This is a genomic window from Pseudoxanthomonas sp. GW2 (assembly GCF_000283075.1).
Taxonomy (GTDB): domain Bacteria; phylum Pseudomonadota; class Gammaproteobacteria; order Xanthomonadales; family Xanthomonadaceae; genus Pseudoxanthomonas.
The window spans coordinates 59592-83019 of the sequence record NZ_ALIP01000124.1 but is presented as its reverse complement, the minus strand read 5'-3'; the positions used below and the strand labels follow the sequence as shown (position 1 = coordinate 83019).

Annotated in this window: 24 protein-coding genes; 11 read left to right on the top strand and 13 right to left on the bottom strand. The window is 72.4% G+C overall.

The annotated features are described in order from the left end of the window. Together B351_RS16690 and B351_RS16685 are read left to right on the top strand one after the other, a co-directional pair. Positions 1–1564 (top strand): PAS domain-containing sensor histidine kinase (locus B351_RS16690; protein ID WP_019399095.1); only part of this gene is annotated, 1564 nt, incomplete at its 5' end. 17 nt (positions 1565–1581) lie between these two features. Then, positions 1582–1959 carry a response regulator gene (locus tag B351_RS16685; RefSeq protein WP_019399094.1) on the top strand — a complete coding sequence of 126 codons (378 nt, stop codon included), beginning with the start codon at positions 1582–1584 and terminating at the stop codon, positions 1957–1959. An 83-nt stretch (positions 1960–2042) separates the two neighbouring features. Here B351_RS16685 and fabV read toward each other — a convergent pair whose 3' ends face one another. Together fabV and B351_RS0110965 are read right to left on the bottom strand one after the other, a co-directional pair. Then, entirely contained in the window at positions 2043–3245 is a 1203-nt protein-coding gene (gene fabV, locus B351_RS0110970; RefSeq protein WP_019399093.1) for an enoyl-ACP reductase FabV, read from the bottom strand. A 129-nt stretch (positions 3246–3374) separates the two neighbouring features. Next, entirely contained in the window at positions 3375–4613 is a 1239-nt protein-coding gene (locus B351_RS0110965; RefSeq protein WP_019399092.1) for an MFS transporter, read from the bottom strand. A 206-nt stretch (positions 4614–4819) separates the two neighbouring features. On the opposite strand from B351_RS0110965, the gene B351_RS0110960 reads away from it, so the two are divergent. Next, positions 4820–5008, top strand: coding sequence for a hypothetical protein (locus B351_RS0110960; protein WP_019399091.1), 189 nt, complete (start codon positions 4820–4822; stop codon positions 5006–5008). Between the two features lie 13 nt (positions 5009–5021). Here B351_RS0110960 and B351_RS0110955 read toward each other — a convergent pair whose 3' ends face one another. Continuing rightward, positions 5022–5759: a DNA-formamidopyrimidine glycosylase family protein gene (locus B351_RS0110955; protein ID WP_019399090.1), complete on the bottom strand. Its 738-nt coding sequence runs from the start codon at positions 5757–5759 to the stop codon at positions 5022–5024. A 90-nt stretch (positions 5760–5849) separates the two neighbouring features. On the opposite strand from B351_RS0110955, the gene B351_RS0110950 reads away from it, so the two are divergent. The 4 genes from B351_RS0110950 to B351_RS0110935 all read left to right on the top strand — a co-directional run bounded on the left by B351_RS0110950 (position 5850) and on the right by B351_RS0110935 (position 11458). After that, complete coding sequence (locus B351_RS0110950) at positions 5850–6461, top strand: ACP phosphodiesterase (protein WP_019399089.1); 612 nt, start codon at positions 5850–5852, stop codon at positions 6459–6461. Positions 6462–6530: 69 nt separating this feature from the next. Beyond that, positions 6531–8213 carry an alpha,alpha-trehalase TreA gene (gene treA / locus B351_RS0110945; RefSeq protein ID WP_083852440.1) on the top strand — a complete coding sequence of 561 codons (1683 nt, stop codon included), beginning with the start codon at positions 6531–6533 and terminating at the stop codon, positions 8211–8213. Positions 8214–8220: 7 nt separating this feature from the next. Then, complete coding sequence (locus B351_RS0110940) at positions 8221–8877, top strand: glutathione S-transferase family protein (protein WP_019399087.1); 657 nt, start codon at positions 8221–8223, stop codon at positions 8875–8877. Between the two features lie 91 nt (positions 8878–8968). Next, positions 8969–11458 carry a glycoside hydrolase family 9 protein gene (locus B351_RS0110935; RefSeq protein WP_019399086.1) on the top strand — a complete coding sequence of 830 codons (2490 nt, stop codon included), beginning with the start codon at positions 8969–8971 and terminating at the stop codon, positions 11456–11458. 64 nt (positions 11459–11522) lie between these two features. On the opposite strand, the gene B351_RS0110930 is transcribed toward B351_RS0110935, so the two are convergent. Beyond that, positions 11523–14186 (bottom strand): EAL domain-containing protein, encoded by a 2664-nt coding sequence (locus tag B351_RS0110930; protein WP_019399085.1) that lies wholly within the window; start codon positions 14184–14186, stop codon positions 11523–11525. A gap of 215 nt (positions 14187–14401) precedes the next feature. Between B351_RS0110930 and B351_RS0110925 the strand changes: the two genes are divergently transcribed. Continuing rightward, positions 14402–15238 carry a methyltransferase gene (locus B351_RS0110925; protein ID WP_019399084.1) on the top strand — a complete coding sequence of 279 codons (837 nt, stop codon included), beginning with the start codon at positions 14402–14404 and terminating at the stop codon, positions 15236–15238. Position 15239: 1 nt separating this feature from the next. Here B351_RS0110925 and B351_RS0110920 read toward each other — a convergent pair whose 3' ends face one another. From B351_RS0110920 to B351_RS0110905, 4 genes are all read right to left on the bottom strand, one after another. Then, the gene (locus B351_RS0110920) at positions 15240–15758 is read right to left on the bottom strand and encodes a nucleoside 2-deoxyribosyltransferase (RefSeq protein ID WP_019399083.1); all 519 of its coding nucleotides are present in this window, start codon (positions 15756–15758) and stop codon (positions 15240–15242) included. A gap of 100 nt (positions 15759–15858) precedes the next feature. After that, positions 15859–16308, bottom strand: coding sequence for a universal stress protein (locus tag B351_RS0110915; protein WP_019399082.1), 450 nt, complete (start codon positions 16306–16308; stop codon positions 15859–15861). Positions 16309–16408: 100 nt separating this feature from the next. Next, positions 16409–16924, bottom strand: a complete 516-nt coding sequence (locus tag B351_RS0110910) for a hypothetical protein (RefSeq protein ID WP_019399081.1) — start codon at positions 16922–16924, stop codon at positions 16409–16411. Positions 16925–16938: 14 nt separating this feature from the next. After that, positions 16939–17352: a CBS domain-containing protein gene (locus B351_RS0110905; RefSeq protein ID WP_019399080.1), complete on the bottom strand. Its 414-nt coding sequence runs from the start codon at positions 17350–17352 to the stop codon at positions 16939–16941. 163 nt (positions 17353–17515) lie between these two features. On the opposite strand from B351_RS0110905, the gene B351_RS0110900 reads away from it, so the two are divergent. Beyond that, positions 17516–17788 carry a hypothetical protein gene (locus tag B351_RS0110900; protein ID WP_019399079.1) on the top strand — a complete coding sequence of 91 codons (273 nt, stop codon included), beginning with the start codon at positions 17516–17518 and terminating at the stop codon, positions 17786–17788. A gap of 54 nt (positions 17789–17842) precedes the next feature. Here B351_RS0110900 and B351_RS16680 read toward each other — a convergent pair whose 3' ends face one another. The 4 genes from B351_RS16680 to B351_RS0110880 are packed head-to-tail and all read right to left on the bottom strand — an operon-like array spanning position 17843 to position 21063. Continuing rightward, positions 17843–18778 carry a YbhN family protein gene (locus B351_RS16680; protein WP_019399078.1) on the bottom strand — a complete coding sequence of 312 codons (936 nt, stop codon included), beginning with the start codon at positions 18776–18778 and terminating at the stop codon, positions 17843–17845. Beyond that, positions 18775–19992 carry a cardiolipin synthase ClsB gene (clsB, locus tag B351_RS16675; RefSeq protein WP_039731423.1) on the bottom strand — a complete coding sequence of 406 codons (1218 nt, stop codon included), beginning with the start codon at positions 19990–19992 and terminating at the stop codon, positions 18775–18777. Before clsB ends, B351_RS16680 begins: the two co-directional genes overlap by 4 nt. Then, positions 19989–20768, bottom strand: a complete 780-nt coding sequence (locus B351_RS0110885) for an endonuclease/exonuclease/phosphatase family protein (protein ID WP_198006218.1) — start codon at positions 20766–20768, stop codon at positions 19989–19991. The genes clsB and B351_RS0110885 overlap by 4 nt, the downstream gene beginning before the upstream one ends. 16 nt (positions 20769–20784) lie before the next feature. After that, entirely contained in the window at positions 20785–21063 is a 279-nt protein-coding gene (locus B351_RS0110880; RefSeq protein ID WP_019399075.1) for a hypothetical protein, read from the bottom strand. Between the two features lie 196 nt (positions 21064–21259). Here B351_RS0110880 and B351_RS0110875 point away from each other — a divergent pair, with 196 nt between their 5' ends. Next, positions 21260–21547, top strand: coding sequence for a hypothetical protein (locus tag B351_RS0110875; protein WP_019399074.1), 288 nt, complete (start codon positions 21260–21262; stop codon positions 21545–21547). Positions 21548–21734: 187 nt separating this feature from the next. Here the strand turns inward: B351_RS0110875 and B351_RS0110870 are convergent, their stop codons facing one another. Beyond that, positions 21735–22406, bottom strand: coding sequence for an SDR family oxidoreductase (locus B351_RS0110870; RefSeq protein ID WP_019399073.1), 672 nt, complete (start codon positions 22404–22406; stop codon positions 21735–21737). Between the two features lie 162 nt (positions 22407–22568). On the opposite strand from B351_RS0110870, the gene B351_RS0110865 reads away from it, so the two are divergent. Beyond that, positions 22569–23342: a glycine zipper domain-containing protein gene (locus B351_RS0110865; protein ID WP_026010621.1), complete on the top strand. Its 774-nt coding sequence runs from the start codon at positions 22569–22571 to the stop codon at positions 23340–23342. The last annotated feature ends 86 nt before the right edge of the window (positions 23343–23428 follow it).

The window sequence follows — 23428 nt, the reverse complement described above, 5'->3', positions numbered from 1 at the left end:
GCTGGTGGGCATGGACAACACCCGCCGCACCCGCACCGAGCAGGCGCTGCGCCGGCGCGAGGCCGAGCTGGAACAGCTCAACCGCGAACTCGAGCAGCGGGTGGCCGAGCACGCCCACGAACGCTCGCTCAACTGGCAGGTCACCCCCGACATGCTGGGCGTGTTCGACCGCGACGGCATCCTCGAGCGCAGCAACCCGGCCTGGCAGCAGGTACTGGGCTGGAGCCACGAGGAGCTGGCCGCGCGGCCGATGCGCGAGCTGCTGCACCCGGGCGACCGCGGGGCGGCGGCCGCGGCACGCCAGCGCCTGCACGCCGGCGAACCCCTGCTGGGCTTCGAGTGCCGCATGCGCGCACGCGACGGCAGCTACCGCACGCTGTCGTGGGTGGCCACGCCGCAGGGCGGCAAGTTCTACTGCAGCGCGCGCGATGTCACCGCGCACCGCGCCGCGGTGGCGGCGCTGGCCGAGTCGCAGGCGCAGCTGCGCAACCTGTTCGAGACCAGCTTCCAGCTGCAGGGCATGTGCGCCCTCGACGGCACCCTGCTGGACGCCAACCAGACCGCGCTGGCGATGATCGGCGCCAGCCGCGAGGACGTGGTCGGGCGGACGTTCTGGGACACCCCCTGGTTCGCCGGCACCCCGGGCATGCCGGAGCGGATCCGCGCCGGCGTGCTGCGCGCGGCCGCCGGCGAGCCGGTGCACGACGAGCTGGAACTGGTGCTGCCCGACGGCCGCCGCGTGCTGGAGCTTTCGCTGCGCCCGTTCCGCGGCGCCGACGGGCGGATCACCGCGGTGGTGCAGGAGGCGATCGACATCACCGAGCGGCGCATCGCCGAGGAAGCCCTGCGCCAGTCGCAGAAGCTGGAGGCGATGGGCCAGCTCACCGGCGGCGTGGCGCACGACTTCAACAACCTGCTGGCGCCGATCATGGCCGCGCTGGAACTGGCGGCCGACCCGGCCGCCAACCCGGAGCGGCGCGCGCGCACCATCGCCGTGGCGCGGCAGTCCACGGAGCGCGCGGCGATGCTGGTGCAGCGCCTGCTGGCGTTCGCGCGCAAGCAGCCGCTGCAGACCGTGGTGGTGGACGTGTGCGCGCTGCTGGAAGGGATCGGCGCGCTGATGCGCTCCAGCTTCGATCCGCGGGTGCGGATCCAGGTCCGCGCCGGGGCCGATACCCCGCCGGCACGCGCGGACTGGAACCAGCTGGAGATGGCCCTGCTCAACCTCGGCGTGAACGCCCGCGACGCCATGCCCGAGGGCGGCACCCTGACCCTGTCCGCGCGCAGCGCCGAGGTGCCCGGTCCCGGGGCGCCGCGCGCCCTGCCGGCCGGGCGCTACGCGGTGATCACCGTCGCCGATACCGGCGCGGGCATGGACGAGGCCACCCGCGCGCGGGCGATCGAGCCGTTCTTCTCCACCAAGGGCGTGGGCAAGGGTACCGGCCTGGGCCTGTCGATGGCGCACGGCCTGGCCCTGCAGCTGGGCGGCTGCCTTCACATCGACAGCGCACCCGGCAAAGGCACCATGGTCGAGCTTTGGCTGCCGTCCGCCGGCGAGCCGTGACCCTGAGGGAGATCCCCGTGGCAACCGCGCCACCGAACCCGCCGCGCATCGCCCTGGTCGTCGACGACGAACCGGGCGTGCGCATGTGCACCGCCGACGTCCTGCTGGACATGGGCTACGAGGTGGTGGAGGCCGGCTCGGTCGAGGAAGCCCTGTCCGAACTGGACCGCGGCCTGCGTCCCACCCTGGTGGTCACCGACCACCTGATGCCGGGCATGTCCGGCGCCGACCTGGCGCGCGAGGTGGTCGGCCGCAACCCCGGCACGCCGGTGATCGTGGTTTCCGGCTACACCAACGTGGAGCTGGATCCATCGCTGGTGCGGCTGTCCAAGCCGTTCCGGCTCAGCGACCTGCGCGAGTGTGTCGTCGCCGCTACCGCGGCGCGGGATTCGTGATTCGGGATTCGTGATTCGGCCGCCAGGCGCATGCGGCCGGCGCTGGGGCCGGCCGCATGCGATGCCAGGTCGATGCGAGCCTGTTACTCGGCCAGGTCGATGACGTCGAAGGCGGCCACGGGGTCGACCTCGGCGTCGTAGTCCACGTCCTCGCGCTCGAAGCCGAACAGCTTCAGGAAGTCGCGCTTGTAGCTGGCGTAGTCGGTGATCTGGAACAGGTTCTCGGTGGTGACCTGCGGCCACAGGTCGCGGCAGGCCTGCTGCACGTCGTCGCGCAGCTCGCGGTCGTCCAGGCGCAGGCGGTTGGACTCGTCGGCCGGCGGCGGGTTGTCGCTGTACAGGTGCTCGCGGAAGGTGCGCTCCAGCTGCTCGATCGGGCCCTCGTGCAGGCCCTTGTCCTTCATGATCCGGTAGACGATGGCGATGTACAGCGGCATCACCGGGATCGCGGCGCTGGCCTGGGTGACCACCGACTTGAGCACGGCCACGTTGGCCGAACCGCCCGTCGGCTTCAGCCTGGCGTCGATGGCGTGGGCGGCGCGGTCCAGGTCCTCCTTGGCCTTGCCCAGGGCGCCATGCCAGTAGATCGGCCAGGTGATCTCGGTGCCGATGTAGCTGAAGGCCACGGTCTTGGCGTTAGGCGCCAGCACGCCGGCCTTGGACAGGGCGTCGATCCACAGCTCCCAGTCCTCGCCACCCATCACCTTCACGGTGTCGGCGACTTCCTGCTCGGTGGCCGGCTCGACCGTGGCCTCGATCACCTGGTCGCGGTTGGTGTCCACCGCGGTGGCCTTGTACGGCTGGCCGATCGGCTTGAGCGCCGAGCGCTTGAGCTCGCCGGTATCCGGCAGGCGGCGCACGGGCGAGGCCAGCGAGTACACGACCAGGTCGACCGGGCCGCCCATCTCGCCGATCAGCTCGATGGCCTTGGCGCGGACCTCGTCGGAGAAGGCGTCGCCGTTGATCGAGCGGCTCCACAGGCCGGCGGCCTTGGCCTGGCGGTCGAACTCGGCGGAGTTGTACCAGCCCGGGTTGCCCGGCTTCTTCTCGGTGCCGGGCTTCTCGAAGAACACGCCCAGGGTGGCGGCGCCGTAGCCGAAGGCGGCGGTGATACGCGCGGCCAGGCCGTAGCCGGTGGAGGCGCCGATCACCAGCACCCGCTTCGGCCCGCCCTCGCGCTTGCCCTGGGACTGCACGTAGCGGATCTGGTCCTGCACGTTCTTCGCGCACCCTTCGGGGTGGGCGGTGGTGCAGATGAAGCCTCGGACTTTGGGATGGATGACCACGCGGACTCTCTCTGAAGCGGAAAGGGACGCGGGCGCGCGGGCGCCGCGGAAGCGCCACAGTCTAAGTGGTCCGGCCGGAAAACGACCCTCCCGGGGCGTATGGAGCGCGCCATCGCGGCGCGGCGCGGCTCAGGCAGCCGGGCAGCAGGCCTCGGCGCGCAGGCGCCGGGCGCGGGTGCGCGCGGCCCACAGGTACAGGCCGATGCCGGCCACCGCGGGGATGGCGCCGACCGGGCCGGTGGAGGTCCAGCCGAAGCCGGCGCTGATCGCCATGCCGCCCAGCAGCGGGCCCAGGGCATTGGCGGCGTTGAACGCGGCATGGTGCGAGGCGGCGGCCAGGGTCTGCGCCTCGCCGGCCACGTCCATCAGGTGCGACTGCAGGATCGGGCCCAGCGCGCCCATCGCGCCAATGCACACGGTGGCCAGCAGCAGGCTCCACGGCGCCTGTGCCGCCAGCGGGAACAGCAGCAGCATCACCAGCGCCCAGCCCAGCACCACCGGCACCGCGCGGAAGCGCAGGCGGTCGAACAGCCAGCCGCCGACCATGTTGCCGATCAGGCCGCCCAGGCCGAAGCCGGCCACGCCCACCGGGATCCACGCCGGGGTCACGCCGGTCACCTGCACCATGGTCGGCGCCAGGTAGCTGAAGACGCTGAACATGCCGGCGAAGCCGATCGCGCCAATCAGCAGGCCCTGCCACACCGGCAGGCGGTTGAACGCGCGCAGTTCGTCCAGCACCCGGGTGCGCGGGGCCTTGCCGTTGGCCGGCAGGTAGAGCGCCAGCAGGGTCAGGGTGGCCAGCGACACCAGGGCGACGAAGGCGTAGGTCCAGCGCCAGCTGGCCAGCTGGCCCATCCAGGTCGCCAGCGGGGTGCCCAGCAGGATCGCCAGGGTCAGGCCCAGCATGCTCAGGCTGACCGCGCGCCCGCGCGCCTCCGGCGGGGTGATCGCCACCGCGGTCAGCGCCGCCACGCCGAAGTAGGCGCCGTGCGGCAGGCCGGCGATGAAGCGGAACAGCATCAGGCTCAGGTAGTCCGGGCCCAGCGCGGTGGCCAGGTTGCCGGCGGCGTAGAACGCCATCAGCGCCAGCAGCAGGGCCTTGCGCGACAGCCGCCCGCCAAGGATCGCCAGCAGTGGCGCGCCGACCACCACGCCCAGGGCGTAGGCGCTGATCAGGTGCCCGACCTGCGGCTCGCTGACGCCCAGCTCGGCCACGATGTTGGGCATCAGGCCCATGCCGGCGAACTCGCTGGTGCCGATGGCGAAACCGCCCAGGCTCAGGCCGGTCAGGATCAGGGCGCGCTGGCGCGGGCCCACGGCAAGGGCCGGGGCGCCCGGGGAGGCGTCGGGGATCGGGGAGACGGACATGGGCGGCATTATGCTGCATCGCACAATGCGATGCAGCCGGGCAGGCGACAGCCGCATCACGCCGGCCGGCCTACGTTCAGCCATGCCGGGCCTCCGGCCCGCGGGCGCCGGCGCTCCGGGCTTGACCGGGATCAATGCCGCCCCCGCCCGCCGGGCCGAGGATCGGGCCATGGCGGTGGACCACCGCCGTCACGGGAGAGACGGTCATGGACATTTCGCTGATGGGCCTGGGGCATGCGCTGCTGCTGTTCGCCCTGCCGGCGGCGCTGGTGGGCGTGGGCAAGCTGGTCTCGCCGGGGCACCGCGGCTTCGAGCGCGGCTGGTGCGGGGTACTGTTCATCGCCCTGTGCGCGGCAGTCGCGGCGCAGGCGGTGCTGTCGCGGGTCGCGCTCTGAGCGCTGCCACGGCTCAGGCATACAGCCGCTGGCAGCGGCTGCACCAGAACGCACGCCGGCGCGCCAGGCCCAGCTCCTTGCGGTAGCTCAGTTCGGTGCCGTCGCGCGGGCAGGTCTTCTTCGCGTGCACCTGCCAGTGCTTGCGCAGCACGAAGGCCTTCTTCCATTCGAGGAAATCGAAGCTGTACTGCCGCGCCTCGGCCACCAGCTGGCCCAGCTTGCGCGGCGGCAGCGCGCCGATCCGACTTTCCGGATGCACGCGGATGCGGTGCAGCACCTCGTTCTTGATGATGTTGCCGACCCCGGCGAACACGTCCTGGTCCAGCAACGCGTCGGCCGCCAGCGCGTCCGGCCGCGCGCGCAGCTTGCGCCGCGCCGCCGCCGGATCCCAGGCGTCGTTCATCACGTCGGCGCTCCAGTCGTAGACCTCGTCCAGCGGCTGCTCGATGAAGCGCACCGAACAGGCATAGAAGTTCAGTTCCCTGCCGCCGGTGAACTCCAGGCCCAGCCGCGCCGGCGTGGCCTTGCGCTCGTCGATGCGGTAGCTGCCGAACAGCATGAAGTGGATGCGCACGGCAAAGCCGTCGAACTCCATCAGGAAGTGCTTGCCCCAGCTGTGCAGCGCCACCAGGCGCTTTCCCGCAAGGCGCTGGATCGGCTCGCGGCTGTTGCCATGCACGGCCCGCACCTTGCGTCCGGCAAAGCCCGCGGCGGCTTCCCTGAGGATGACGATGGAAGGGCCTTCGGGCATGGCTGGCAGTATCGCGGCCAGCGGTGAGGCGGGCGTCAACCATGGCCTGCGTACAGCTTCGCGGCGGCGGCGCATGCGAAAATCGCCGCGATGAACTACCTCGCCCACACCTACCTGGCCGCCCCGGATCCGGAGGCGATGCTGGGCGCGCTGCTGGGCGACTTCGTGTTCGGCCTGGCCGCACTGGCCGACTACAGTCCGGTGGAGCGGCGCGAGATCCTGGTCCACCGCCGCGTCGACCGCTACACCGACGACCATCCCGTGGTCGCCGGGGCGCGGGCGCTGTTTGCGCCCGGCCTGCGCCGCTATGCGGGCATCGCCCTGGACGTGTACTACGACCACCTGCTGGCGCGCGACTGGGCGCGGCATTCGGACGAGCCGCTGGACCGCTACACCGCCCGCTTCTACGAACACCTCCTCGCCCAGCGCGCGCGCCTGCCAGAGCGGTTGCAGGGCCTGGCCCCGCGCATCGCCGCCCACGACTGGCTGGGTTCCTACCGCCGCCGCGAAAGCGTGGACCTGGCGGTGACCCGCATCGCCACGCGCCTTTCGCGCAATGGCGAGCGCCTGGTCGCGTGCCTGGACGACCTGCGCCGGCACGAAGAGGCGATCGCCGCCGGATTCGAGGTGTTCTTCCCGCAGCTGGAGGCCTATACGGTGCAGGCACGCGCATCGGTGGTGGAGGCCGCGGACGTAGCCTGAGGGCAGCCTTGCCGCTTCCATCGCATGGCCGGTGCGAACATCACCCGGTCACGCGTCCCGGAGGCCGCCATGCCACGCCATCCCGTCCGCCGCTTGCTGTTCGTGCTGCCCCTGCTGCTTGGCGCCTGCGCGGCGCGCCCGCCCCTCGCCGGCCAGCCCGCCACGCCGGCAGCCACTGCCGCGGAGGACGCGCGCAGCGTGCGCACGCCGGACCAGGCCTGGCCGGCGGTATTCGCCGCGGTGCAGGAAGCGCGCCTGTTCGCGGACCAGAAGTACTTCGTGGACGCCGTGCCGCGCAGCGACCCGGCGACGATCGAGGCCGCGTTCGCGCAGCAGCGCGGCCTGCCCGGCTTCGACCTGCGCCGCTTCGTGGACGGGCATTTCGTGCTGCCGGACGAGGGCGCCGCCACCGACATCCCCAAGCGCGACACCCTGCGCGCGCATATCGATGCGCTGTGGCCGCTGCTGACCCGGCGCAGCCCGGCGCCGCGGCCGCATGACAGCCTGCTGCAATTGCCGCATCCCTACGTGGTCCCGGGTGGCCGCTTCCGCGAGGTCTATTACTGGGATTCGTACTTCACCATGCTCGGCCTGGCGGAGAGCGGACAGCACGCGCTGGTGCGGCAGATGCTCGACAACTTCGCCCACCTGATCGACGCCTGGGGCCATGTCCCCAACGGCAACCGCAGCTACTACCTCAGCCGCTCGCAGCCGCCGTTCTTCTCGCACATGGTGATGCTGCAGGCAAAGCTCGAGCCGGCCGCGCCGGTACGCTACCTGCCGCAGCTGCGGCGCGAGCACGCGTTCTGGATGGATGGCGCCGAGGGCCTGCGGCCGGGGCAGGCCCATCGCCGCGTGGTGCGGCTGGCCGACGGTAGCCTGCTCAACCGCTACTGGGACGACCGCGACAGCCCGCGCCCGGAATCCTACGTGCAGGACCGCCAGACCGCGGCCGCGTCCACCCGCCCGGCCGGCGAGGTCTACCGCGAGCTGCGCGCCGGCGCCGAAAGCGGCTGGGATTTCTCCAGCCGCTGGCTGGACGATCCGATGCGGCTGGACACGATCCACGTCACCACGCGCGTGCCGGTGGACCTCAACAGCCTGCTGCACCACCTGGAAACGACCATCGCCCTGGCCTGCGGACAGGCCGGCGACCAGGCCTGCGCACGCGACTACCAGGCCCGCGCAGGCGCGCGCGCCGCCGCCATCGAACGCCACCTGTGGCAGGCGGACGGCTACTACGGCGACCTGGACCTGCGCGACGGCCAGGTCCGCGCCCGGCCCACCGCCGCGGCGCTGTTCCCGCTGCACGCCGGCATCGCCTCGCCGGAGCGGGCGTGCAGTACCGCGGCCATGGTGCGCGCGCAGCTGCTGAAGCCGGGCGGCCTGGTGACCACTACCATCGACAGCGGCCAGCAGTGGGACGCGCCCAATGTGTGGGCGCCGCTGCAGTGGATCGCGGTCGACGGCCTGCGCCGCTACGGCGAGGACGCGCTGGCGCGCGACATCGCCGCCGGCTTCCTCGGCAACGTCAGGACTCTGTTCGGGCGCGAGCACAAGCTGGTGGAGAAATACGACGCCGACGGCGCGCTGCAGGGCGGTGGCGGCGGCGAGTACCCGTTGCAGGACGGCTTCGGCTGGACCAATGGCGTGGCCCTGGCGCTGCTGGCGCTTTACCCGCAGCTGGAACGCGAGCCGGTGTCGATTCCCGCCGCGCCCGCGCGTCGCAGCGAGGACTCCACCACCCGCTGAGGCCACGATGAGCCTTGCCCTGTACGCGCATCCGTTCTCCTCCTACTGCCAGAAGGTGCTGGTGGCGCTGTACGAGAACCAGGTCCGGTTCGAGTACCGCCACCTGGAGGCGCCGGGGAACATGGACGCGCTGCGCGCGCGCTGGCCGATCGGCCGCTTCCCGCTGCTGGTGGACGGGGAACGCAGCCTTCCGGAGGCCAGTGCCATCATCGAGTACCTGCACCTGCGCCACCCCGGCCCCGTCCCGCTGCTGCCAGGCGATCCCCTGCAGGCACTGGAGGTGCGGTTTCTGGACCGCTTCTTCGACAACTACGTGTCCACGCCGCAACAGAAGGTGGTGCTCGACGCACTGCGCCCGGAAGGCCAGCGCGATCCGCAGGGCGTGGCCGAGGCGCGGCGCCTGCTGGAGACCAGCTACGCCTGGCTGGAGCGGCATCTTGCCGATGGCCGCACCTGGGCCGCGGGCGCGCACTTCAGCCTGGCCGACTGCGGCGCCGCCCCGTTCCTGTTCTATGCCGACTGGACCCAGCCGATCCCGCCCGGATGCACGCGGGTGCAGGCCTACCGCGCACGGCTGCTGGCCCGGCCGTCCATGCGCCGCGCCGTCGACGAGGCGCGGCCGTACCGGCATTACTTCCCGCTCGGTGCGCCGGACCGCGACTGAAGCTGGATGCCGCGGCTTGCTGCACCGCAGCTGGGTTAGCCCGTGACCCGATGTTAGCGTTCACATCGAAATCCGAGGGGAGCCCAACGCAATGTCGCCACGCCGCAGTCCGCGATCCATCCGCGCCCGTTCCGTCCTTGCCGCTGCCCTGCTGGCGGCGCTGCCGCCGGCCCTGGCCGAGCCGCTGCGCCTGACCGAGCAGGAGTACTTCAGCCGCCCCGGCCTGGACGTACTGGTGTTCAACAACTACTACGACGGCCTGTTCTCCGACGCCAAGCACGCCGGCGTGGAGCTGATCCACCACGGCGTGCGCACCGCCACCAACGGCGACGTGCGCCTCTCGCCCACGCCCGAGCAGTGGGATCCGGTGGCGCAGCTGGTCGAGCGCAAGGTCGATCCGCGCACCGGCACCGTCACCACCCGCCTGGCCTATCCGAAGGAAAACTTCGAATACAGCATCCAGGTCTCGCCGCAGGGCGAGGGCGTGCGCGTGCAGGTGCTGCTGGACAAGCCGCTGCCGAAGTCGCTGCAGGGCCGCGCCGGGTTCAACCTGGAGTTCCTGCCCTCGGCCTATTTCGGCAAGTCCTGGGTGGCCGCCGGCGAGGGCGAGCGCAGCGGCCAGTTTCCGCGCTACCCGACCGGCCCCACCGGGCGCGACGCCGGGGGCAAGCCGGTGCGCCTGCCGATCACCACCGGCAAGCGCCTGGTGCTGGCGCCGGAGGACCCGCAGCGCCGGGTGACCATCGAAAGCCGCAGTGGCGAACTGGGCCTGTACGACGGCCGCAACCAGGCGCAGAACGGCTGGTTCGTGGTGCGCACCCTGCTGCCGGCCGGCAAGCGCGGCGCGGTGCTGGACTGGAGCGTGGAAGGCCACACCCTGCCGGGCTGGACCCGCGATCCGGTGATCGGCCACTCGCAGGTGGGCTACCACCCGGCGCAGCGCAAGGTCGCGGTGCTGGAAACCGATCCGCGCGCGGCGGCGCCGGGCCCGGCGCGGCTGCTGCGGATCGGCGCGGACGGCAGCCAGAGCGAGGTGCTCGCGGCCACGCCGGCCCCGTGGGGCCGCTACCTGCGCTACCAGTACTACACCTTCGACTTCTCCTCCGTGCGCGAGCCGGGCCTGTACGTGATCGAGGCCGCCGGCCAGCGCACCCACGCCTTCCGCATCGCCGAGGACGTCTACGCCGAGGCCTGGCATCCGACCCTGGACGTGTTCTTCCCGGTGCAGATGGACCACATGTTCGTCAACGAGGCCTACCGGGTCTGGCACGGCCGTCCGCACATGGACGACGCCCGCCAGGTGGCGCCCAACCACGAGCACTTCGACCTGTTCGGCCAGGGTCCGGAGCTGGATTCGCCGTTCCAGCCCGGCGAGCACATCCCCGGCCTGAACTACGGCGGCTGGTTCGACGCCGGCGACTTCGACATCCGCACCCAGACCCACTACGCCACCGTGCTGTCGATGGTCGATACCTGGGAGCGCTTCCGCCCCGAGCGCGACGAAACCAGCATCGACCAGCAGCGCAAGCACGTGGAGATCCACGTGCCGGACGGCAAGCCCGACCTGCTGCAGCAGATCGAGCACGGGACCCTGGCCCTCATCGCCCAGCACCGGGTGTTCGGCCATGCCATCCCCGGCATCGTCGAACCGGACCTGGGCCAGTACACCCACCTGGGCGACGCCTCGACCAAGACCGACGGCAAGGTCCACGACCCCAACGACCCGGATTCGCCGGCCGACGACCGCTGGGCCTTCACCACCGCCACCACCGCGCTCAACTACGGCTCGGCCGCCGCCCTGGCCGCGGCCAGCCGCGCCCTGCGCGGCTACAACGACGCCCTGGCCGAGGAGTGCCTGGAGACCGCGCGCAAGGCGTGGGACTTCGAGCAGTCGCGCGAGCCGAACCTGTTCCGGGTGGGCAACACCACCGGCGGGCATCCGGACGACGAGCAGCTGCGCGCGGCCGCGCAGCTGCTGCTGAGCACCGGCGATGCGAAGTACGCCGAGGCGATCCGCGCGCTGTGGCCTTCGGTCGGCGGCGAGCGCTTCGGCTTCAACATCCCGGCGCTGCTGGCCGCGCTGCCGAAGATGGACGACGCCTTCCGCGCCCAGGTGCGGGCGCGCGCCGAGCGCCTGCGCGAGGAGTTCGCGCCGATGCTGGGCGAGAACCCGTACGGGGTGCCGATCACCCGCGGTGGCTGGGCCGGCAACGGCGCAGTGGTCGGCGTGGCGATCGCCAACTACCACCTGCACAAGGCCTTCCCGGACCTGTTCGACGCCGAGCCCACGCTGCGCGGCCTGGACTACCTCTACGGCACCCATCCGGACTCGAACATCTCCTTCGTGTCCGCGGTCGGCGCGCGCTCCAAGGAGGTGGCCTACGGCAACAACCGCGCCGACTTCAGCTTCATCGCCGGCGGCGTGGTGCCCGGCGTGCTCGTGCTCAAGCCGGACTTCCCGGAGAACAAGGAGGACTGGCCGTTCTTCTGGGGCCAGAACGAGTACGTGATCGACCTGGCGGCCAACTACATCTTCCTGGTGCACGCGGCCCAGGACGTGCTGCAGGCCCGCAAGCCCTGAGCCCGGGCGGGCGGCGCCGGCCAGGCGCCGCCCGCCCGCACCCGGCCGCGGTGCACGACGCGGCTCAGCGCGGCGGCGGCACCGGATCGCGCTGGAACACCACCCGGTCCGGGCAATGCAGGGCGAAGCCCTGGGCCAGGTCCACGCCGCGCTCGCGCAGCAGCGGCAGCATGCGCGGGTCGTCCACCCACTCGGCGACCACCCGCAGCCCCCGCTGGTGGCCGATCTGGGCGATGGCGCTGACGATGATGCGGCTGACCGGGTCGCTGTCCAGGTCGCGGATGAAGCTGCCGTCGATCTTGATGATGTCCACCGGCAGGTTCTTGAGGTAGCCGAAGGAGGACATGCCGGCGCCGAAGTCGTCCAGCGCGATGCGGCAGCCGGCCGCGCGCAGGCGCTCGATCACCGGCACCACCCGGCGCAGGTTGCGCACCGCCACCGTCTCGGTGATCTCCAGGCACACCCGCCGCGGCTGCACCGCGTACTCGGTGATGCAGCCGAGGATGTAGTCGGCCAGGCCCGGGTCCTCGAGGCTGGCGCCGGAGAGGTTGATGGCGAAGGCGCGCAGCCCGGCGCCGCGCGGGTGCAGGCGGTCGGCATTGGCCAGCGCGTTGCGGATCACCCAGCGGTCGATCGCCGGCATCAGGCCATAGCGCTCGGCCGCCGGCAGGAACGCCCCGGGCATGACCACGTTGCCGTCCTCGTCGCGCAGGCGCAGCAGCAGCTCCACCCGCGGCGCGTGGTCGCCCGGCTCCGGGTCCAGCGGCACCACTTCCTGGTAGTCCAGCAGCAGGCGGTCCTCCTCCAGCGCGCGGCGCAGGCGCGTGGCCCATTCCATCTCGCCCTGGCGGCGGGTGGTGTCCACGTCCTCGCGGTACAGCTGCACCCGGTTGCGGCCGTTTTCCTTGGCCTGGTAACAGGCGCTGTCGGCCCAGGCGAGGATGTCCTTGAGGGTGGCGCCGGGGCGGTCGGCCACGACCACGCCGATGCTGGCGCTGACCGTGTAGCTGCGGCCCTCCCAGGGGAACACCACGTCCTCGATGCAGTGGCGCATGCGCTCGGCCAGCGCGCGCGCCTGCATCGGCCCGGTGGCCGGGGCCAGCAGCCCGAACTCGTCGCCGCCCAGCCGCGCCAGCAGGTCCTGCGGCCGCAGCTGGCTGCGCATGGCCTGCACCAGTTCCACCAGCAGCTGGTCGCCGGCCATGTGCCCGGACAGGTCGTTGACCAGCTTGAACTGGTCCAGGTCGATGTACAGCACGGCGAAGCTGGCCGACGGGTCGGCCTCCAGCCCGGCCAGCGCCTTCTGCAGGCGGCGTTCGAACTCGCGCCGGTTGTACAGCCCGGTCAGCTCGTCGTGCGCGGCCTGGTAGCCCAGCCGCTCGGTGAGCTTGCGTTGCTCGCTGACGTCGTTGGCCACCATCAGCACGTGCGGCACGCCATCCACCTCCACCGGCGCCAGCGAGGCGTGCGCCCAGAACGGCTCGCCCTGGGCGGGCACCATCAGCGCCTCGCGCCCGCTCCAGTCGCCGCCGGCCGCGGCCACCCGCAGCGCCTCGCGGCCCAGCGCCGGGTCGGCGAACAGCGAGGGCAGCAGCTGCCCGATCACCGCGCCCAGCTGGCGGCGCGCGGCCTGGTTGGCGTAGCTGATGTGGCCGTCGCGCGCGTCCACCAGCAGCACCAGCGCCGGCAGCAGCTCGTTCAGGGCGCGGAAGCGGGCCTCGCTCTCGCCGAAGCGCTCGCCCATGCGCCGGCCCATCTCCACCGCGCGGCGGCGGGTGTTGGCCAGGGTCCACAGCAGCAGCGCCAGCAGCAGGCTGATCACGGTGCCGGTCAGCGCCACCATGGCCACGCTGGAGTAGCTGGTCTTGCCCGCGCGCGGCCACAGCAGCAGCTGCCAGCGGCGGCCGCCGAACTCGACCAGCCGCACCTGGGCATCGGCCGGCGGTTGCAGGCCCCGCTCGGAGGCGTGGATCAGGCCGTCGTCGTCCGGCATGTCCAGGTCGCGCAGCTCCACGTGCATGTATTCCAGGATCCGCCCCTCCAGCGCGCCCAGCACGGTCGGCGCCAGGCGCAGGCTGATCGCCAGCGCGCCGAGCTCGCGCTCGCGGCGCTCGGCCACCGTCAGCGGCGCGCGGCCGGGGCTGTACACCGGCAGGCGCACGGTCACGCCCAGCGCCGGCTCGCCCTCGCGCCCCCGGTACTGCATCAGCGGGAACGGCGCGGACATGGCCACCGTGTCGGTGTCGCGCGCGCGCTCCAGCGCCTGCAGGTTGGCCTGCTGGCTGGCGCTGTCGAAGCCCAGCAGCATCTCGTTGCCGGCCAGCGGGGTGACCAGCTCGTAGGGATAGGACGGGCCGGGATGGCGGCGCGCGAACGCGGTCACCACGTGCCCGGGCATGCGCTCGTTGGCGCGCAGGTTCTCCTGGTAGCGGTCGAAGATGGCCTGGTCGACGTGGTCGCTGCCCAGGAACACGGTCTGCATGGCGCGCAGCGCCTGCGCCGCCAGCTCGAGGTCCGAAGCCAGCCGTTCCTGCGCCGAACGGCCCATGGCCCGGTGCATGGCGCGGGCCTCGGACTGCACCGCCACCAGCTCGCGGCGGGCGGCCTCGGCCGTGCACAGCAGCCCGGCCAGCAGCACCAGCAGCGCCCAGGTCCGCGGCGCCAGCCGCGAGGCCCGGAGGCTCTCGGCTTCGCTGGATGGAGCCGGCGTGGGATCCTGCATCGTCATCCGTGCATTCCTGCATGGCCAGTGGAGAACAACGGGGCGAAACCGCCCGGATCCCGGACCATGCCTCCTCCCGGCGGCATGGCCGGCCATCGTCGTCTATCGGCCCCCTGCGCCCATTCTTGACCGGAACCGGGGGGCAACGCACGCCGCGCCGGGCTGCGACGCAGGCAGGCAGGGGGTACGATGCCCCGCCCTGCCCGCCGTCCCCTTCGCCCATGCCCCACGCCCCGCTGCTCACCCTCGACGTCGCCCGGGCGCTGGAACGGGCGCGCGCGGCCGGCGCGGCAACCTGCGAGGCCTCGCTGGACCTGGGCCGCAGCCACGCCGTGGTCGCGCTGGCCGCGGAAGCCTGGAGCTGGAATGGCAGCCAGTACCCGTACCCGGGCAAGCTGCGCGACCGCACCATCTACCACTTCGACGGCCAGGACTGGGAACCGGCCGCGCGCTACGCCGGCTCGCTGATCAAGCTGGTGCCCACGCCCTGGGGCCCGCCGACCTTCGAGATCGACGGCATCAAGATGCTGCCCACCGCGAAGGAATCGCCACTGGAGGACGCGCGGCGCAAGGTGGCCCTGGTGCAGCCGCGCGGGCGCACCGTGCTGGATACCTGCGGCGGCCTCGGCTACTTCGCCGCCTGCTGCCTGGAGGCCGGGGTGGCGCGCATCGTCTCGTTCGAGAAGAACGAGAGCGTGCTGTGGCTGCGCACCCTCACCCCGTGGTCGCCGGACCCGGATGGCGCCGAGGCCGGCGGCCGCCTGGAGCTCAACCACGGCGACGTGTCGCAGGCCATCGCCGGCCTGCCGGACGCCTCGTTCGATGCGCTGCTGCACGACCCGCCGCGCTTCGGCATCGCCGGCGAGCTGTACTCGCAGGAGTTCTACGGCCAGCTGGCGCGGGTACTGCGCCGCGGCGGCCGCCTGTTCCACTACACCGGCAGCCCCAACCGCCTCACCAGCGGCCGCGACGTGCCGCGCGAGGTCGCCCGGCGCCTGGACAAGGACGGCTTCCGCGCCGAGCCGGCGCTGGACGGGGTCCTGGCGGTGCGCCGCTGACTCAGCCGCCACGCAGGTGCGCGGCCAGCCAGGCCAGGGCCGCCTCCGCATCGCCGACCCCCAGCGGCGCCGGCACCGAGAGCATCAGGTTCAGTGGCAGGCCGAACTCCTCGATGTTCCAGCCATGCGCGTCGAGCAGGCCGTCGGCGCCGATCGCCTGCGGATGGCGCAGGCGGATGCGCTGGGCCAGGCTGCCGTGCTCGGGGATGTAGCCGTAAACCGGCTTGCCCCTGGCCACCGCGTAGCCGACCTCGAAGCAGGTGCCGCTGTCCGGCTCCGGGCCGCGGAAGAAGTCCAGGTTGGCCAGCACCGCGTCGACGCGCCCGATCAGGGCGATGTTGTTGCGGTAGATCCAGGCCGCTTGCGCCGCCGGATCGGTGATCTCCGCCGGCACTTCCTGGTCCAGCGGGAACAGTCCCTCCAAGCCGTGGCGCGCGCACAGCGCCTTCAGCTGCCGCCCGCGCTCGGCGGCATCGGGGCGGAACACGTCGGGGCCGGCAAGGTAGAGCGAACGGATCATCGGAAAAAAAGCGCGCGCCACCGGGGCGCGCGAAATCCGGAGGTTGGCACGCCGCCCCGGCCGAGGGGTGGAGAAAACCGGGGCGGCGTGCCGCTGCAGGTCACTGCACCGGCGGGCGGTACACCAGCACCGGAATGTCGGAATGGGTCAGCACCTTGGCGGTGACGCTGCCCAGCACCAGCGCCTTGATGCCGCGGCGGCCATGGGAAGCCATCGCCACCAGGTCGCAGCCGCGCTCGCGTGCGGTCTGGATGATGGCCTCGTGCGGGTCGTCGGCGCTCAGCGAAACGGCGTCGTGTTCGACGCCGGCGGCCTTGGCCAGCTCGGTGGCGCGCGCCATGCGCCGGTCGGCTTCCTCGCGCGCGTACTTCTCGTAGGCATCGCGGGTGGCGGCCACCTGCTCGGGCTCGTAGGCCACCACCTGGAACGGCTCGATCACGGCCAGCACCGTGATCCGTGCGCCCAGGCTCTTCGCCAGCCTGAGCGCCTGTTCCAGCGCGCTGTCGGACAGCGGCGAACCATCGGTCGGAACCAGGATATGCGTGTACATGGCACTGCCTCCTTCCCTAGGGTGGAGGCATTCTCGGCCCGCGCCGTGGGCATGGCCTTGATCCGGATCAAGCCGCGCCTTGCCGTTGCGTGTTGCGGATTCAGGAAGCGCGGCCGTCCTGCACGCCGAGCACGGTTCCGCCCTGGGCATCGGTCTGGCAGGTCCAGGCGCTGCGCAGTTCCTGGCGCTGGACCCTCACCTCCACGCCGGCCTGGGTGCGCGCGGTGCCGGTGACGACCAGCTCGGCGGCCGGGGTGCCGGAGACGCGGGCCACTTCCTCCACGCAGGCGCGCTGCGCGGCCGGGTAGCGGTCCAGCGCGGACTGGCCGGCCTCCGTGCCTGCACCGGCTCCAGCGCCCGCTGCGGCGGGGGACGCGGCCCCGGCCGTACCGCCGTCGTCCATCGCATTGCCGCCGGTATCCATGCCGGTCGGCGCACCGGTGCCGGGGGTGTCGGCCATGGGCGGGTCGGCGGCATTGCCTGCCGCGGCGGCGGTGTCCGTGGGGCTGTCCTGCAGGGTGCCGCCCTGGGTAGTCCCGGGTCCGGCATCGCGATCGCAGGCGCACAGGCACAGCGTGGCCACCAGGGCCGCGGCGAGGATCCGCTCGTGCTGCATGGGACTCTCCCGTTTCAGTGCGGACGCGCCACGCCGCGCAGCAGTTCCTGCGAGGCCTGCTGGTCGTGGCTGTAGGCGAAATTGGCCAGCGAGACGATGCCGACCAGGCGCATGTCGCGGTTGAGTACCGGCAGGCGCCGCTTCTCCAGCCCGGCCATGTTGGCCGCGACTTCGTCGACGTCCTCGTCGTCGAAGCAGTACTTCACTCCAGGGGTCATCACCTCGCGCACGCTGCTGTCCGGGTCCAGGCCCTCGCCGATGCCGCGCAGGACGATGTCGCGGTCGGTGACGATGCCGACCAGACGATCGTCCTCGCCCACCGGCAGGCAGCCGACATCACGCCGGGCCATCTCGCGCGCGGCTTCGCGCAGCGTGGTGGCGGGCGATACGACGCACACATCGCGGCTCATGACGTCGCCGATACGCATGGCACTCTCCTGGGCTGGGATGGAACCTGCGATGCTCCGCCGGCGCTGATTAACCTGCCGGCAAGAAACCGGCATGGTTCCCGTTAACCCGTCGTTGCCGGCGCCTGCGCCACCTGCCGCGAAACTGACACCACCGTGACGGGGCGCGGCCGAAGATGCAGCCATGGAAAACAGGTCCGCCATCGACGCCGAGCTGCAACGGCTGGAAAAGCTGATTCCGGAGCTCAAGGCCCAGGGCGACGAGGCCGCTGCGCTGGACCGCTTCGCCGAGGCTTCCGCGCCGCTCACCCGCAATGCCCCGCCCGAGCACGAGGCCTACATCACCCGGCGCCTGCAATGCATGCTGGTGCAGGCCGGCCTGGTCGCCGGAGCGCCGGAAGGCGAACCCTGCGAAGGTGGCGAGGACGCCGCGCCGCCGGAGGCGCCACGCGGATAAGGTTCGGGATCGGGATTCGGGACCGGGGTGCTGGGGCGGGAGGTGGTTGCCGGCTCAGCCGGCGCGCGGAGCCGTGCGCGGAGGACGCCGTGCTTCCAGTGTCGCGTAGAGCACCAGGGCAATGGCCAGGGGCAGTACGTAGTAGAGCCCGCGCCAGGCCAGCAGGGCGGCGATGATTGCCGGTCGTCCCAGTTCCCCGCCCAGGGCCAGCAGGAAGGCCGATTCCCAGGCGCCAAGCCCGGCCGGGGTATGCAGCAGGGCTCCGGCCACCGCGGCGAGCAGCACCACCGCCAGCACCCGCGGATAGGCCACGCCATCGGGTAGCAGCACGAACATCAGCGCACCAATCAGTGCCCAGTTCAGGGTGGACAGCAGCAGCTGCCAGCCCGCGATGCGCAAGGTGGGCAGGGGCAGGCCATGGCCGCGCACCCGCAACGGGCGGCCCGGCCAGCGCGCACAGGCAAACAGGTAGGCCGCAACCAGCAGCAGCATGGCCGCGCCCAGTATCCGCCAGGCCGCTTCGGGCGCCACGCCGCCCGGCAGCGGCAGGCGCGCACTGGCCAGCACCATCCCCGCCAGCAGGCAGTAGCCGATCCAGTTGGTGGTGACCGCGTACAGCGCCACCCGCGCGATCGGGCCGCCCGCCAGGCCGGCACCGCGGTACAGGCGCAGGCGCATGCCACCACCGCCGACCAGCGCCCCGAAATTGAGGCTGAAGGCGTAGCTGACCAGGGCGATGCAGACGGTGCGCCGCGTGCCGACGCGATGCCCGACCTGGCGCCGCGCCAGCAGTTCGTAGCCGCAGTACAGGGCATAGCTGGCCGCCACCAGCGCCAGCGCGGTGGCCAACGTGCCCGCGCCGTAGCCGCGCAGGGCAGCAGCCACCGCGGCCCAGTCGGTCTGGCGCGCCAGCCGCAGCAGCAGCACCGCGACCACGCCCAGGACCGCGAGGGTGAGCAGCCGCAGCAGCAAGCGCCGGCGCGCGCTCATCGCCGCAGCGCCGCCAGCCAGCGGCGGGCCGTTGCGTCCTCCTTCGCGCGCCCGGGCGCGGCCAGGGTCTCCACCCACGGGGTGTGCGCCGGCAGCAACCCGGCCCAGCGCGGGAAATGGCGCAGCACGTGGTACAGCAGCGGCTGCGGCACCCGCCAGCGCGGGCGGCGGGCGAGGTCGGCCAGCGTCACCGCTTCGCAGTGGTGCTCCCACAGCCGCTGCAGGGAGGCCGCCAGGGTGCCGGCGAAGTCGCGGTCGCGCACCACCAGGTTGGCCTCGAGGTTGAGCGACAGGCTCAGCGGATCCAGGTTGCTGGAGCCGACCGTGGCCCAGTCGTCGTCCACCACCGCGACCTTGCCGTGGAACGGACGGGTGCAGTACTCATGGATGCGCACCCCGTCGCGCAGCAGCTGGCGGTACAGGGTGCGCGCGGCCAGCGGCGCCGCCGGGGTATCCGGCTGGCCCTGCAGGATCAGCCGCACGTCCACGCCGCGGCGCGCGGCGGCGGCCAGGTCGTGCAGGAAGCCGTAGCCGGGGAAGAAATAGGCATTGGCCAGCAGGATGCGCTTGCGCGCGGCGCGGAACGCCGCGCGGTAGGCCTGCTCGATGTCGGTGCGGTGGCGGTCGTTGTCGCGCACGACGAAGGCCGCCCCTGCCTCGCCGGCGGGCGCCGCCGGCGTGGTGGCGGGCGCGGGTGCTTCGCCGGCCTGCGCGGCCACGAAGCGGTGGATCTCCGCGACCACCGGCCCACGCACTTCCACCGCGTAGTCCTGCTTGGAGTCAGGGCCGGTATGCAGCAGGTGGTCGGCCGAATAGTTGATGCCGCCGACGAAGGCGACCGTGCCGTCGACCACCAGCAGCTTGCGGTGCATGCGGCGAAACACGTTGAGGCGGATGCCCAGCGGCTGCGGTCCCGGGTCGTAGCTGCGCAGGACCACGCCGGCTTCGGCCAGCGCGGCGACGAAGGCGGCGGAGAAACCCGGCGAGCCGTAACCGTCCACCAGCACCGACACCCGCACGCCGCGCCGCGCCGCGTCCACCAGGCGCGCATGCAGCGCCTGGCCGACCTCGTCCTCGAACAGGATGAAGGTCTCCAGCAGGATCTCGCTCCGCGCGGCCTCGATCGCGGCGAACGCGCGCGCATAGAAGCCCTCGCCGTTCTCCAGCAGGCGCACCGCATTGCCCGGTTGCCAGCACGAAAGCCCGCCACTCATGCCGCCACCTCGCCGGAAACGCGCGCGTACAGCGGCAGGTGGTCGGACAGCCGCGACCAGGGCGCACCGCGCGGCATCGCCACCTCGTGCACCTGCAGGCCACGCACGTAGATGCGGTCCAGCGGCAGCAGCGGCCACAACGCGGGGAAGCTGCGCGCCAGCCGGCCGCGGCGCTGCTCGAAGACCTCCACCAGGCCGCAGTCCAGCACCTGGCGGTGGGCGGCGGCACGCCAGTCGTTGAAGTCGCCGGCCACCACCACCGGGGCATCCACCGGCACTTCGGCGCGCAGCACCTCGCGCAGCAGGCCGACCTGGCGGCGGCGATGGGCCTCGCGCAGGCCCAGGTGCACGCAGACCGCGTGCAGGTGCTGCGGGTGGCCGGGCAGTTCCAGCTCGCAATGCAGCAGCCCGCGGTTCTCGTGGCCGGCCACGGATACGTCGTGGTTGGCGTGGCGCACGATCGGCAGCCGCGACAGCAGCGCGTTGCCATGGTGGCCGTGCGGGTAGACCGCGTTGCGGCCGTAGGCGAACTGCGGCCACAGGGTGTCGGCCAGGTATTCGTAGTGCGGCACGTCCGGCCACTGCCGCCAGCGCCGGGCGCGTTCGCGGTGGTCGCCCTGCACTTCCTGCAGGAACACCAGGTCGGCACCCTGCGCGCGGATCGCCTCGCGCAGCCGCGGCAGCACGAAGCGTCGCTGCAGCATGTCCAGGCCCATGTGGATGTTGGTGGTCAGCACGCCCAACCCGGGCAGCGGCGGGACGGCTGGCGGCACCATGGACATGGGCGGCGGCTCAGTCGTCGTCGCGGTCGCGCCCGGCGGCCTGTTCCAGCGCGTCGTGCTGGCCGAAGTCCGGCTGGGTGCTGCCATCGCGGCGCGGCCGGCCTTCCGGCTCGCCCTCGCCCAGCGATCCGCCCTTGCCGTGCCCGCGGGGGTACCAGCCTTCGCCTGAGCCCTCCGCGGGCAGCGGCGCGGACGGATCCTCGCGGCCGTGTCCGGACGGATCGGTGTCGGGGCCCTTGCCGCGGTAGGCGGACTGGCGTTCGTCGTGGGTGCTGGGTGGCTTGCCCATGGTGCGCTCCGGATCGGGATATGTCCGTCCGGATGCTGCGCCGCGCTCCATGAAACGCCCGTGGAATCGGCGCCGCGTGCGGCCGGCATTCATCCGCGCGGCGGATGACGGCGCCTGCACCGCCGGGTCACGTCCGCCTAACCGCACAGGCTCCAACCTCGGATCTCCTTCCCCGCGAACACTGAGGAGCAAGACCATGGGAATCCTGCGCACCGCAGCGGTTGCCGCGCTTGGCGTCGTCGCCTACCGCGCCTGGCAGCGGCACAAGTCCGACGGCGGTTCCAGCCACGCCGTGGCGGACGATGCCGGCACCACGCCGCCGCATGGCGATCCCCGCCGCGAGGATATCGACGGCGGCGACGAAGCCCGCGCCAGCTCCGACGTCGTCGGCCTGGGCGGCACGCCCGATACCGCCGCCACCTTCGACGGCGAGGAATCCGAGCCGCCACGCGCGGCCCAGGCCAGTCCGGGGTTTGGGGGCTGACGCCGGCCATGCGGCAGTCCGGGCTCCTGCGGCCGGAGCCCGGCACCATCGCCTTTCCAGGCCAGTGGATCCGCCGTGCCGGATGAGGGGTATCGCACGTACCTGCGAATGCCCGGCACGGTGGCCTGGCCGCCGCATCGGCATGCTCCCGGCAGGCAGGACCGCCCGCCTGCAGGGAGGAAGCGGCTTACCAGGGCAGCGGCGTGCCGTTGGCGTGCCAGAAGCTGCCGGTCTCGGCCAGGGTCAGGCCATCCAGGCGCGCGATCAGGTTGGCTGCCGCCTCGTCCGGACCGATGTCGCCCTGGCCACCAAGCATGTCGGTGCCGACCCGTCCCGGGTGCAGCAGGAACACCGCGATCCGGCGCGGAGCCAGGTCCACCGCCAGCGACTTGCCGATCGCGTTCACCGCCGCCTTGGAAGCGCGGTAGCCGTAGTAGGCACCGGAACCGTTGTCCTCCACCGAGCCCATGCGGCTGGTGATGATGCCGATCTTGCCGCCGTCGGCCAGCTGCGCCTGCAGCGCCGCGGCCACGCGCAGCGGACCGAGGGTGTTGACCTCGAACTGGCGCTGGATGCGCGTGAACGCATCCGCGTCCAGCGCCTCCAGGGTCTCGTTGCTGAAGATGCCGGCGTTGAGCACCAGCACGTCGATGCGCCGGCCCTGCAGCCGCTCCGGCAGCGTGGCCACGGCCTGCGCATCGGAAACGTCGACGCCGTCGATGACCTCCGCCCCGCTGGCGCGCAGCGCATCACTGGCCTGGCGGCACACGCCGATGACGGTTTCGCCGCGTGCCCGCAGCTGCTGCGCCAGCGACAGGCCAATGCCGCGGTTGGCGCCGGTGATCAGGTAGGTGGCCATGGGAACTCCTTGCAAAACGTGGGGTCGGCCATTCTAGACTTGCCCTCGCGAGGCCGCGCCTTCATCCGCGGCTGACACCCGGCACACGGCCGTTGAACGGTGCCGGTGCAAGGGTGCGGGTTTTCCCCGGCCCGCCAAGGGCCGTCTCCTGGAGGTGAGCCCATGAGCAAAGAACCCCGTGACCTCAACCGTGATCCGATCACCGGCGCGCCCGGTTCCCATCCGGTGGGCGTGGGCGTGGGTGGCACCGGCGGCGCCGTCGCCGGCGCCGCGGTCGGCTCGCTGCTGGGACCGATCGGCACGCTGGTCGGCGGCGCGGTCGGCGCGCTTGCCGGCGCCGCCGCCGGCAAGAACGTGGCCGAACGCCTGGATCCCACTGCCGAGGCCGAATACTGGCGCACCGAGTACGCCAACCGCCCCTACAACGACCCGGGCTTCGACTACGACAGCGACTACGCCCCGGCCTACCGCTACGGCCTGGACGTGCGCGAGCAGTCCGGTGCCGGCCAGCGCTGGGACGCCTCGCTGGAGGCACGCGCCCGCTCCGGCTGGGAGCAGGCCCGGGGCGGCTCGCGCCTGACCTGGGAGCAGGCACGCGACGCGGTGCGCGACGCGTTCGAGCGCTCGGACCGCACCTACCGCGCCTACGAGGCGACCGACGGTTACTACGCCGACCAGTACGAGGCGGCCGACTACTACCTCAGCGACTACGACTACGAGGACTACCGGCCGGCCTACCGCTACGGTACCTACGCCCGCAGCAACCTGCGCGGGCGGGTCTGGGACGCGGAACTGGAGCAGGAACTGGAGCGCGGCTGGGAAAGCGCGCGCGGCAGTTCGCGCCTGGACTGGGAGAACGCCCGCGACGCGGTGTGGGACGCCTGGCACGGCGCCGAGCGGTTGTTGTTCCCGGACGACGGATACACGCGGCGCTGAGCGCCGCAACGGCAAGGCAAGGCCCGGGCGCGCCGTGCCTTGCAGGGCAGCATCGCCGGACAACAGCGGAGGCGCGCCGGGCGCGC